The 11,536-nt window shown below is 64.0% G+C and carries 9 protein-coding genes and 1 pseudogene; 4 read left to right on the top strand and 6 right to left on the bottom strand.

Annotated features, from left to right (window positions below; translation table 11 throughout):
- Positions 1-43 precede the first annotated feature (43 nt).
- Together ACOVRJ_RS01225 and ACOVRJ_RS01220 are read right to left on the bottom strand one after the other, a co-directional pair.
- Positions 44-760, bottom strand: coding sequence for a DUF599 domain-containing protein (locus tag ACOVRJ_RS01225; protein WP_422042085.1), 717 nt, complete (start codon positions 758-760; stop codon positions 44-46).
- 118 nt (positions 761-878) lie between these two features.
- Positions 879-1,607, bottom strand: a complete 729-nt coding sequence (locus ACOVRJ_RS01220) for a pirin family protein (protein ID WP_422042084.1) — start codon at positions 1,605-1,607, stop codon at positions 879-881.
- A 127-nt stretch (positions 1,608-1,734) separates the two neighbouring features.
- On the opposite strand from ACOVRJ_RS01220, the gene ACOVRJ_RS01215 reads away from it, so the two are divergent.
- From ACOVRJ_RS01215 to ACOVRJ_RS01200, 4 genes and pseudogenes are all read left to right on the top strand, one after another.
- Positions 1,735-2,721 (top strand): LysR family transcriptional regulator, encoded by a 987-nt coding sequence (locus ACOVRJ_RS01215; protein ID WP_422042083.1) that lies wholly within the window; start codon positions 1,735-1,737, stop codon positions 2,719-2,721.
- Between the two features lie 2 nt (positions 2,722-2,723).
- Positions 2,724-3,635 (top strand): tRNA glutamyl-Q(34) synthetase GluQRS, encoded by a 912-nt coding sequence (gluQRS, locus tag ACOVRJ_RS01210; RefSeq protein WP_422042082.1) that lies wholly within the window; start codon positions 2,724-2,726, stop codon positions 3,633-3,635.
- 90 nt (positions 3,636-3,725) lie between these two features.
- A pseudogene (locus tag ACOVRJ_RS01205) lies at positions 3,726-4,070 on the top strand (FKBP-type peptidyl-prolyl cis-trans isomerase); the annotation flags it as partial.
- Between the two features lie 30 nt (positions 4,071-4,100).
- The gene (locus tag ACOVRJ_RS01200; protein ID WP_422042134.1) at positions 4,101-4,448 is read left to right on the top strand and encodes an FKBP-type peptidyl-prolyl cis-trans isomerase; all 348 of its coding nucleotides are present in this window, start codon (positions 4,101-4,103) and stop codon (positions 4,446-4,448) included.
- A 44-nt stretch (positions 4,449-4,492) separates the two neighbouring features.
- On the opposite strand, the gene ACOVRJ_RS01195 is transcribed toward ACOVRJ_RS01200, so the two are convergent.
- From ACOVRJ_RS01195 to ACOVRJ_RS01180, 4 genes are read right to left on the bottom strand one after another with little or no spacing between them, the layout of a single operon-like run.
- On the bottom strand, positions 4,493-7,312 hold the full coding sequence (locus ACOVRJ_RS01195) for an ATP-binding protein (protein WP_422042081.1): 2,820 nt from the start codon (positions 7,310-7,312) through the stop codon (positions 4,493-4,495).
- Positions 7,312-8,055, bottom strand: a complete 744-nt coding sequence (locus ACOVRJ_RS01190) for a hypothetical protein (protein WP_263536816.1) — start codon at positions 8,053-8,055, stop codon at positions 7,312-7,314. Before ACOVRJ_RS01190 ends, ACOVRJ_RS01195 begins: the two co-directional genes overlap by 1 nt.
- Positions 8,052-9,377, bottom strand: coding sequence for a hypothetical protein (locus ACOVRJ_RS01185; RefSeq protein WP_422042080.1), 1,326 nt, complete (start codon positions 9,375-9,377; stop codon positions 8,052-8,054). Before ACOVRJ_RS01185 ends, ACOVRJ_RS01190 begins: the two co-directional genes overlap by 4 nt.
- 50 nt (positions 9,378-9,427) lie before the next feature.
- Complete coding sequence (locus tag ACOVRJ_RS01180) at positions 9,428-11,491, bottom strand: putative bifunctional diguanylate cyclase/phosphodiesterase (protein WP_422042079.1); 2,064 nt, start codon at positions 11,489-11,491, stop codon at positions 9,428-9,430.
- Between the last annotated feature and the right edge of the window lie 45 nt (positions 11,492-11,536).

The raw sequence follows: 11,536 nt of genomic DNA, 5'->3' as shown, positions 1-11,536 counted from the left end.
CTCCTGGCTTCAGCCGGCCCCCACCAGCGATGGGCTGCGTTGCTCAGGGCGGGTCCGCGCGCAGCACGGTCAAGACCTCGGAATGGAACTCGCGCTGGTACAGGACGTAGATGACCCCTGCAGTGCCCCCCAACAAAGCCCATGGGGAGAAGAACCAAGCCACCGCCGCAAATGACAGGTAATAGGCCCGCAAGCCGTCGTTGAAGGTCTCGGCGGCCAAGCCCATGACGCGGCCGGCACGGTCTGCAAAAAGCTCGCGTGAGGCCTCGCCCCGCTCGAACTGCGTGTACTCGGGCGCCGACCCCACCAGCAAAGCGCCAAAGGTGTACTGCCGCATGCTCCAGGTGAAGCGAAAAAAGGCGTAAATGAATATCGCGGTCAACAAGCCCAGCTTGAACTCGAACACCAGTTCCGACGTTCGAGCCGTGAAGGGCAGCTCGCGCACCATCTCGGAGGCCTTCTCTCCCGCGCCCAGCAAGGCCAAAAGACCACCGATGATCAGGATGGTGGTGGAAGCGAAAAACGAAGGACTGGTCGACAGGTTTTGAACCACCATGCCGTCCACCACCCTCACCTCACGAAAAGTGGCCTGATACATCCAGCGCCAGCGCTCCCGATTGGTGGCCGCGAGCAAGGAGCCCTCGGCTTGCGAATGCCTTTTTGCGAACATGGCATAGCCAATCCACGCGGCAAAAAATGAGGCCAAGCCCAGCCAATCGGGCCAGGGCAAAAACTCCAAGAGGTCGAGTAGGTTGTTCATGGTCAGTGCTTCAGCAGCCGCATGCAGCTTCACGCTGCAGTATGCAATGATCTGAGCGCCCGAGCCGAGAGCCTGCTCGCGATTCGCCCGCCCGAGTCCAGGCCAGGCCGTCAAGGCCTCATGCGGGCAGGTCGAAGAGCAGAACTTCCGCGTCTTGCGCTTGATCCAAGGTCAACGCGATGTCCTGCCGCATCTGGATCGCGTCACCCGCCTCCAAGGCCTGACCATTCACCCGCAAGCGGCCGCGCACCAAATGCACATAGGCCAAGCGCCCTGCGGCGACGCTGAACTCCAAGTGCTCAGCCCCGTCCAGCAAGCTGGCGTACAGCCGAGCATCGGCATTCATGCGCACCGAACCCTCGGCCCCATCGGGCGAGGCAATCAAACGCAGGCGGCCGCGCTTATCGGCTTCGGTGAAGTGGGCTTGCTGATAGCTCGGCGGCAGCCCCAGCTTGTCCGCATCGGGCTGGATCCAAATCTGCAGAAAGTGCGTACTCTTGCCTGGCGCATGATTGAACTCGCTGTGGCGCACCCCTGAACCGGCACTCATGCCCTGCACATCGCCAGGGCGGATCACGCCGCTGTGCGCGCCGCCGGCCAAGCCGTTGCCCATGCTGTCTTTATGGGCCAACTCGCCCTCGAGCAGATAGCTGATGATTTCCATATCGCGATGGCCATGGGTGCCAAAGCCGGTATCCGGCGCGATTCGGTCTTCGTTGATGACCCGCAGAGCGCCGAAGCCCATGCGCTTAGGGTCGTAGTAGTCGGCAAAAGAAAAGCTGTGGAAAGACTTCAGCCAGCCGTGATCGGCATAGCCACGTTCCGAAGATTTGATCAATTCAAGCATGAGAGAACTCCTGTCTGACTCGTCGCGAGTGATGTACTCAATGTAGAGCAGGCCAGGTCCACGGCAGGCGCGGCGGCTTGAAGGCTGCATTCAAATAAGATGAAGCCCCGCCCGAATCCCACACCCGATGCACAAGCCGGACAAGTACCGCGCGCTGACCCCCGAAGCGCTGAACATGATGGACACCATTGCCCGCACCGGCAGCTTCGCTGCAGCCGCGCGCGAAATGGGCAAGGTGCCCTCGGCCCTAACGTACAGCGTGCGCCAGCTCGAAGAGGCCCTGGATGTGCTCTTGTTTGACCGCCGCTCCCGCCAAGCGGAGTTGACCGCAGCCGGGCAAGAGTTGCTGGTCGAAGGTCGGCGCTTGTTGCAAGAGATCGACGCGGTGGCGAACCGGGTGCGCCGCATCGCTACCGGATGGGAAAGCGAGCTGACCCTGGTGATCGACGACGCCATCGCCCGGCGCGCCCTGTTCGACCTGATGGAAGCGTTTTATCAAATCAAGGCCGGCACGGCGGAGGCGCCGGCAGCCCCGCCGACACGACTGAAGCTGCGCGTTGAGGTGCTCTCCGGCACCTGGGAGGCACTGATCTCCGGTCAGGCCGACCTGGCCATCGGCACCTCGGCCCAGCCGCCCGGGAGCGCGGTGCATTGCGAAACGCTGGGCGAGTTGGAAATGGTTTTTTGCGTGGCGCCGCACCACCCCTTGGCGCAGTACACCGAGCCGCTGCAAGCCCAGGTGATCGCCGAACATCGCATCATCACCGTGGCCGACACCGCCCGCAGCCTGGCGCCGATGACGATAGGCGTCATGCCGGGCCAGGAGGTGCTGACCTTGCCCAGCATGGCCAGCAAACTGCAAGCGCTGTTGCGTGGCATTGGTTGCGGCAGCCTGCCCCGCGCCATGGTGCGCAGACATATCGAAGCCGGCCGCTTGGTGGAACTGCGGCGCCAGCAAGCGCCCAGTCGCTTCCCGCTCCACTATGCCTGGCGCAACAATGCCGCGACCGGCGCTCAGCCGCCAGGCTTGGCCTTGACTTGGTGGCTGCAGCAATTGCAAAGCCCCAACACCCGTATGGCCTTGCTGGAACAGCACGATGGATTGATTCTTTGAGCATGGCTGCGCCTCGCCCAAACTACATCGGGCGCTTTGCGCCCTCGCCGACCGGGCCATTGCACCCAGGATCCCTGGTCGCGGCCCTGGCCAGTTGGTTGGATGCACGCGCCCATGGGGGTCGTTGGTTGGTTCGCATCGAAGACCTTGACCGGCCGCGCTGCCCGGCCGGCAGCGATAGCCTGATCCTGGAGCAACTGAGCCGTTGCGGCCTTTTGCCTGATGAGCCCCCCGTGTGGCAATCCCATCGAGAAGCCCGTTATGCCGCAGGCCTGGAGCGGCTGCGTGCATCCGGCTGGGCCTTTGCCTGCGCCTGTTCACGCAAGCAAATCACGCAGTCCTTGGCCGCCAGCGGCCATGGCAGCGAACGGCATGGCGAACTGGTCTACCCCGGCACCTGCCGAGCGGGGCTCAAAGGCCAAACTGCGCGGGCCTGGCGCTTGCTCAGCAGCGCCGACCCAGAAGGCCGCCAAGAGCTGAGCCTGCACTGGCAGGACCGGCGCCTGGGCGCTCAGCAGCAAAACCTGAGCACCGAGGTGGGTGACTTCGTCCTCAAACGAGCAGATGGACTGTGGGCGTATCAGCTGGCGGTGGTGATCGACGATGCCGAGCAAGGCATCAGCGATATCGTGCGCGGCGAAGACCTCGCCGACAACACCCCGCGCCAGATGCGCCTGCAGCAATTGCTCGGCCTGCCGCTGCCACGCTACCTCCACACGCCCCTGGTAATGGGCGCCGATGGGCAAAAGCTCTCCAAACAGAACGGCGCGACCGCACTGGACCTGCGCGATCCCGTTGCAGCCCTAAGCCGGGCGGCCGCGGTGCTGGGCCTGTCCTTGAGCGGCCAAAGCGTGGCCGAGCAATTGGATCAAGGCGTCAAGGCTTGGCGGGAACTTTGGGCGCGCCCTGAGTAGAGATTCGTTTGCTGGCATGATGCCGGGCACGCCGGCTGCGACAATCTGCAGCGGCATTTGAACGAACACCGAAGACAGAAGGACCCCTCAATGATTACCACCTCAAGCGGCCTGCAGATTGAAGACACGGTCGAGGGCAGCGGCGCCGAAGCCAAGTCCGGCCACGACGTCAGCGTGCACTACACCGGCTGGCTCTACAAGGACGGCGTCAAAGGCGCCAAGTTCGACTCCAGCAAAGATCGCGGCCAGCCTTTCAAGTTTGAACTGGATGGCGGCATGGTCATCCGCGGCTGGGACGAAGGCGTACAAGGCATGAAGATCGGTGGCAGCCGTACCCTGATCATCCCGGCCGAGCTGGGCTATGGCGCACGCGGCGCCGGCGGCGTGATTCCTCCCAACGCCACGCTGATTTTTGAAGTGGAACTGCTGGGCTTGAGCGGTGGCGACACGCCGGTCGAATTGAACCTGACGAGCAATCCCAGCGGCTTGCAGTATGAGGACACCGTGGTCGGCGAAGGCGCCGAAGCCAAGGCCGGTCAACGCGTCACGGTGCACTACACCGGCTGGCTCTACAAAAAAGGCAGCAAGGGCAAGAAGTTCGACTCCAGCAAGGACCGTGGCGACCCGTTCCGCTTTGCCCTGGGCGGCGGTGAAGTCATCCGCGGCTGGGACGAAGGCGTGCAAGGCATGAAGGTCGGCGGCACCCGCATGCTGGTAATCCCTGCCGATATGGGTTACGGCGCTCGCGGCGCCGGCGGCGTGATTCCGCCGAATGCAACGCTGTTGTTTGAAGTGGAACTGCTGGCGGTGTGATTCCCAGGCGACACTAGTTCAAAGGCCCCGGAAGGGGCCTTTTTTCATCCGTAAATCGACTTCTCAGGCCGCCGCGCCAGCACCGCAATCGGCGGCGCCCAGCGCTCGCCGCGCGGCTTTTTGCTGGTGACCAGGGTGATCTCGCTGGGCTCGAAGACTTCGACGTTGTGCGTGATCGGCGTGGTCAGCAAGTACTGCGCGCGGGTCGAGCGCAGGAAGTGGCCGACCAACTGAATATTGCGCACGTCCAGATGAGCAAAAGGCTCGTCAATAAAGACAAAGCCGCCCGGTGAATCGTCGTCCTTCATCAGGCCCACCAGCAGGATCAGGCTCTTCAGCACCTGCTGGCCACCGGAAGCCTCGCCGTCGTTGAGGCCCACCTCGCCCTTGCCGTCGAAGTTGAACTTGACGTGCAGGCCGGCCTGGGCCAGCACCATATCGTCGTTGTCCAGGTGCGGCAGCTCGGCCTGCGCCATCACGCCGGCCAACTCGCCCAGTTCCTGCACATTCTTCTTGTAGCGCCGCACGGTGGCGCGCAAGACGTCGATATAGCGTTCGCGCGCGTTGAAGGCGGCGATGCGCGCCATCTCATTGCTGGCGCGGCGATCCTCCAACTGCGTGGTTTGCTCCAACACCGACGCATTCATGCGGTGGTGGCGCTCCTGCACCTGCGGGTCGGTTTCCCAAACGCCGTTCTCGAGTTCGGCTTGCACATGGCGGCCGGCAATCTCGGCCTGCTTGGCGTTCTCGAACTCATCGCGCAAGGCTTGCAGTGTGGACGGCTGCACCCAGGCCGCAGGAAAGCGGGCTTTGGCTTCACGCGAGGCCTTGGCCTGGGCACGCAGATCGGCCAGCTTGGCCGCATGCTCGCGCTGCACCCGGCCGACATTGTCTTCGCTGGCCTTCAGGCTTTGCTGCGCGGCTTCGTAGTCGCGCTCGCTGCGGGTATGGGCCGTCAAGGCCCGGTCGTGCTCGCCTTCCAGCGAGGTCATTCGGGCCGAGGCCTCGGTACGGGCTTGGCGCAGCGCCGGCAGGCGCTCGCGCGCGGCGGCGAATTCATCGGCACGCTCGCCCAGTTCTTTGGCCGCTTTATGGCCTTGGGCGGCGCGCTGTGCGTCCTTGAACTGGCGCTCGACCTCGGCTTGCTCCTTGGCCAAACGGGTCAGCTCAGCGTCATAGCGGGCCAGCTCGTTCTCCAGCGCCTTGCGACGTGAATCCAGCGCCGAGACGCCAAACTGGAAGTCGCGCGGCTCTACCCACAGGCTGCGGCCGCCACGGCCGTCGCGGTAATAGGCATCGGGCGTGATCCATTCGCCGCCGGTGCGTGCACCGGCTTCGGTGTCTTTGACGCGGCGGATGGCGCCCAGCTGACGCAAGAGCCAGCCCGGCAGTTTGGCATTGATCTTCAAAGCCGCCAGCAAGGAATCGGGCGGCACGACCGCCGGCGCATGCTCAGCATCGGCCACCACGTAATGGCGATAGCGCTCGCGTGAAGCCAGCGCAAAGGCATGGGCCTCATCGCCACTGCGCTGCAGCACCACCACCCAGCGCGAGGGACGCAACATGCCCTCGGCGGCGGCGCGCCAGGCTTCGTCGGCAATGTCGATGCAATCGGCCAGCACATGGTGGGCGATGCCGGCTTCATCGAGTGCGCGGCGGAAGCGCGTCACCTCCACCGGTGGCGGCGGCAGGCGTTGGCCGGCCAAGGCGTCCATCGCAGCTTGCGCCTTGTTGCGCTGGTCGTTGCTGCGGGTAAAGCTCTCGCGCAACTGGTGCTGCCGGCCGCTCAGGTCTTCGACCCGTTGGGCCAATTCTTGGGCATCGGTTTCCACCGCCGCCAGGCCGCGCAGCTCTTCTTCGCGTTTGGCCAAGAGTTCCATCGGCCGCTCGGCCTCGCGCGCCGCATCAAAGGCGGCACGGTTGTTCTTGCGCTCTTGTTCCAACTCCAAGAGGCGATTCTTGGCTTGCTGCGAGGCTTCAAACAACTTCAACAGCTCGGCGCGCTTGGCCGCATGGCTGCGCGCATCGGCACCGGCGAAGAGGCGCTGTCGGTGCAACTCACGCAAGCCTTGCGCGGTGCGCGCCCGCGACTCGCTCCACTGCAAGACCGGGAGAACCTCGGTCGACAAACGCTCACGCTCGCGCAAGCGCAGCTGGTACTGCTGATAGCTGGTGACGCGGTTGGCCAGATCGGAGAGCTGCGCTTGGGTGTGCGACAGCTCATGCGCTGCCTGCTCCACTTCTTTCAGCAAATGTTGCTGATGGCTGCGCGCCTGGTCGTAGCGGTCCAGCACCTCCTGGTCGCCAAACACCTCGAACACCAGGCGCAGCAATTCCTTCGGCGAAAGCTCGCAGAGGCGGTCGGTCTGACCCTGTTCCAGCGCCAGCACGCGGCCGATGGCGCGGGTCAGGCCGGCCGCTTCCAAGCGACGGCGCCAGGCCTCGATGCCCATCCACTCCTTCTCGGCCAGCTCAGCCATCTGCTCGATGGTCTGCACGCCCTCCACCATCAGGTAGCGACGCTGCCAGTCGCCGCCATGGCGCTCAATGCGGCAGGCCAAGGTGACTTGGTCGGAATAGAACAGCGAGCTGGCAAAAGGCCGCGAGCTGTTTTGGCGCCCACGCGGGCGGTTGTCCACCAAGGCACGCAGCCAAGCGCTCTCGGCATTGGCGTGGCGCGCATAGGTCTTGTAGGTGCGGCCGCCCGAGCATTCCAGGCCCAAGAGCGTGCGCATGGCGTCGAGCAGCGTGGTCTTGCCCGAGCCATTCGGGCCGGCAATGGTGATGATGGCGCCGTCCAGCGGCATGGTCACGCGCTGGCAGTAGTCCCAGTGCAGCAGTTCAAGCGATTGCAGGTGAAACATCAGGTCTCGCTTTGGTCTTGTAGCGGCTGTGCGTCTTCTTCGACAGCCTCTTCGGGAATCAACTCGGGCTGGCGCGCCAGCCCAATGGCGGCAGCCACAGCCGGATCGGTGGTGCGGGCCATCACATCGCCCAGAGCGCCGTCCAGAATGCGCGGCGCCAGCGTGTCGTAGTCCAGCAGCAGGTCCAGCAAGGGGCCTTCGGCAATGTCTTCGCCACGCCGTGTGATGAAGCCGTTACGTTCCAGCAGCTTCAAATTGCTGTCCAGGCGCATTTTCTTGCCGAGCTGGTTGCCAAAGTCGGCCAAGAGGCTGCGGTAGCTCAGCGTCGGGCTGACGCTGGCGGCCGTGGGCAGCGGCTTGTCGGTGGCAAACATCTCGTTTTGGCCCAACTCCTTGGCATCGGCCCGCGCCACCTGGCGCTGCCGCTTGGGCAAGACGATCAGCGACCACAGCACCACCAGCAGGGCCACGCCGTCACGCGGCAGGTCCAGATTGTTGTTGGCGGCCAAGCCGGTTTCGCCAAACACCGCCACCTCGGCCGGGCGCAGCATGGCCAGGCTGATGTGGTCGGCGTAGAGGTTATCGATCACCCGCAGGCCGACGGCAGCCAGGCGCTGGCCCAGCGCGGTCCAGACTTCGTTGTCGATCAGCGCGCGGCGCACCAAGGGGTGGCTGCGCGGCAGCCAGCGGCGCGCCAGCAATTGCGCCGCCAACGCGGCGGCATCATCAAGAGCAGCGCTCATGCTTGGGTCTCATCTTTCTTGTCTTGATCTTGCGCGCCGGCCACCCGCAGCACGCCGCGGCTCATCCAGCGGATGTATTCGTCGTCCACCTCACCCTGTTCGGCGGTCCAGTGCACGCGCCAGGGCTGGCGCGCCATATCGCCGGTGGCGCCGGTCAAATGCTGGGCTTCTTTGTCACCCAGCAGCGGCAACAGCTGCGCCCGGTAAGACGCTCGGGCATAACTGCCACCCAGCACGGCGGGGGCCAGGTCTTGCTCGATCTCGCCCGCCTCGCTCCAGCGCGTCAGCAAAGCCTGCATCACGCCCATCTCAGGCGGCAAACTCATCACCGCCAACTCGCCCTCGGGCGCCGGCTGGGCGCTGGGCAAGGCTTCTGTTTCTTTGGGCTTGGGGCGGTCGCGTTCAAACTCGGCCTCTGCCGTGTCCAGCAACTCATGCTGGGCCACCAGCACCGGATGCACCGGCCGAGACAAAGCGCCCAAAGCCAGGTTTTCCAGGAAGTGAACACTCTGCAGCCAGCGCCGCACATCGGTGGTGGTGATGCCGGTGGAGCCTAGCGTGACGCGCTGCCGATCTGCCTGCTGCAGCGCCCGGTTGAACTGGCTGGCCATCGACAAAAGCCGCGCCTGCGCCAGGCCCAGCTCGCGCGCCAGACGCTCCAGCTTGGCATTGCCCTGCTCTTGCGCCTGCACCATGATGGCCGACAAGGCCTCACTGGCCTTTTCCACCAAGCTCAGCGCCTTGCCGAAACGCTGACGGGCGCGGCGCAGATGGAACTCGGAGCCGCTGGCAATCGCGTCCGCAAACTCGTCATACAGACGCGAGAGCTGCGCTTGCAAATGCTGCAGCTGAGCCGGGTCCAGTGTGCCCAGCTGATGGGCGCCAGCCACATTGGCCAAGAGCGAGGTCAGATCGGCGTCCTGTGCGCTGCTGGTCACCAAGGGCGACAAGACCCCCAGCAACTGCTGCGCCAAGGGCGTCACGCCGTACTGTTGGTTGGAGCCGTCCCAGGCCAGCAGATCGGCCTCGCGCAGGCGCTTGAGCACCAACTCCAGCGGCTCATCGCGCAGCTGATGGAAATGTTGATTCAGCGCCTCGCGGCTGATGCGCGAGGCCGGCATGGCCATCACTTCCATGAAGACCCACAGGCGCAGCTTCACCAAGCTGGCCGGGCCGTGAAAGAGCGCGCGCAAGGCGGCGGTCAAGCCCTCCTGGCGTTCCAGTTGCCACAACAGTTGAGCCTCACTGGGCGCCACCGCATCGCGAAAATAATCTTCAAAGCGAGCTTCGTCTTCGCTCGCTGGGTTTGGGTTCTCCCGCATGGGGCGATTATCCCCGCTGGAGAGACCGAGTCAGGGCCCAAGCTCGCCAATCAGAACTTTTCGGTATATGAGGTTTCACCAAACAAGGAGGGTCGGAAGGCGGGCGTGTTTTGCTTGTCTTCGGTGGCCCACAGCAAAATCGCTTGCGCGGCCATCGGTCGGGCAAACAAGAAGCCCTGCAGTTCGTCGCAGCCCATGCCCGCCAGAATGGCCTGCTGGCCCTGCGTTTCTACGCCTTCGGCCACCACTCTCAGGCCCAAGGCATGGGCCAGCTTGACCACGGCATCGACCACCGCACGCGCATCCACGCTGGTGACGATGTCGGTGATAAAGGCGCGGTCCACCTTCAACTCCTTGGCCGGCAACTGGCGCAAATAGCTCAGCGAGGAGTAGCCGGTGCCGAAGTCATCAATGGACAGGTGCACGCCCAAGTCGCCCAGGCGCTTGAAGGTGTCTTGAATCGCCTGGGTGTTCTCCATCACCACCGATTCGGTGATCTCGCAGGTCAACAAGGAGGGGTGAACGCTGTAGGTCTCCAGCGCCCGCTCGATGCGCTCGATGATGTCGGTCTGACGCATCTGATGCGCCGACAGATTGATCGCCACACGCATCCGCAAGCCGCTTTCGCGCCAGACCCGCGCTTGCCGGCAGGCGTCATCAATCACCCAGTTGCCCAACTCGCGCATATAGCCGAAGCGCTCGGCCACCGGAATAAAGACCGCCGGTGAGACCATGCCGCGGCTTGGATGATGCCAGCGCAACAAGGCCTCGGCCGCAGTGATCTGGCCGCTGCGAGCATCAATCTTCGGTTGGTAGAACAACTCCAATTCATTGCGTTCGATCGCCAAACGCAGATCGCGAAGGATGTCCAGTTGCTCACGCGTGTCGCCATCCATGCCGGGCGCAAAGAAACAGTAGCAGGCGCCGCCGAGGCGTTTGGCGGCACTCTTGGCCGCATCAGCGCAAACCAGCATGCGGCTTTTGCCCCCATCCAAGGGGTAACGCGCGATGCCCGCAGAGGCCGAAAGGGCCAGCTCTCTTTGATCCAGCACATAAGGTCGGGCCAAGTCCTCCAGCACACGCTTGGCGAAAGCCGCCAAGCCCTCTTTGCTAGGAGACTCCCGCAGCAGCACGACAAACTCATCACCGCCGATACGAGCAACCACATCTTGCGCCCCCAAGCTGGCCCGCAGCCGCTCGGCCACCTGGCGCAATAGGGCGTCACCGCTGTCATGTCCCAGGCTGCTGTTGACGGGGTTAAACCCGTCAAGATCAAACATCAACAAGGCCAAAGAAGCCTCATCACGGTCGCAGGCAATCACGGCCTGATTCAGCGCCTCTTCCAAACCAAGCCGAGTCGCCAAGCCCGTCAGCGGATCCACTCTTGTCAGGTCCAAGTTCGGTCCGGCCGAACTCGTTTCATCACCCAGATGAAGCAAGCCCATCCAGAAGCTCGCCCCCACAGCCGCGGCCAAGAGCAGGGCCAAACTGACGGTCAAGAGCGGCTGTCCGCCAGGCAGCAATGCAGGGTTCAGCGCATACAAGGCCAACAAGGGCAGGCCGACCGCAGCCCAGGCCAGAGCCCCTCGCAAGGCACGTGCAGAAACGGAGTTGCCCCGCACCAAGAGCAACAAAGCCAGCAATCCCGTCTGCAGCAAGGCGCTGGCCACAAAATCTTGCAACTTCTGCAGCCACGGCAAGTCCGAGCCCCAACTGACCAGCAAGCCGTGCAAGGTGCAAAGCACGATGGCCGCGCCAGACATCAAGAGTCGCGAACCGAGCGGCCGCGCACGGCGCGGGCGAATCGCCTCCAACACCATTTCGGCCGTGGCCAAACTCAGGCCCAAACCCAACAAGGGGAGCGCCAAGGCCCAGCCTTGCGCAGCAAGTCCGGGCTCCGCCATAGCTTGCAAGGGCCACCACAAACCCGCCCCCAAAAGCACGGCCGAAGCCCACCAACTGCCGCGGATCTGTTGCTTGCGTCCTTGATCTCGCAGCGTCTGCAACTCGGCGCCCAAGCACAGCAAGAGTGCAGCCACTACGCTGACCATCCCAATCCAAACCAGCGGCGAGGCCAAGGCCAACACCGCTTGATTCGAAGAAAGCACACTCATCTCGACTCCTGCCGCATTTGCTGGCATCGCGGAACTGCCCATGTT

Origin of the sequence: Roseateles sp., assembly GCF_049240545.1 — a bacterium.
Taxonomy (GTDB): domain Bacteria; phylum Pseudomonadota; class Gammaproteobacteria; order Burkholderiales; family Burkholderiaceae_C; genus Paucibacter_A.
This window is presented reverse-complemented; position numbering and strand designations above follow the sequence as displayed.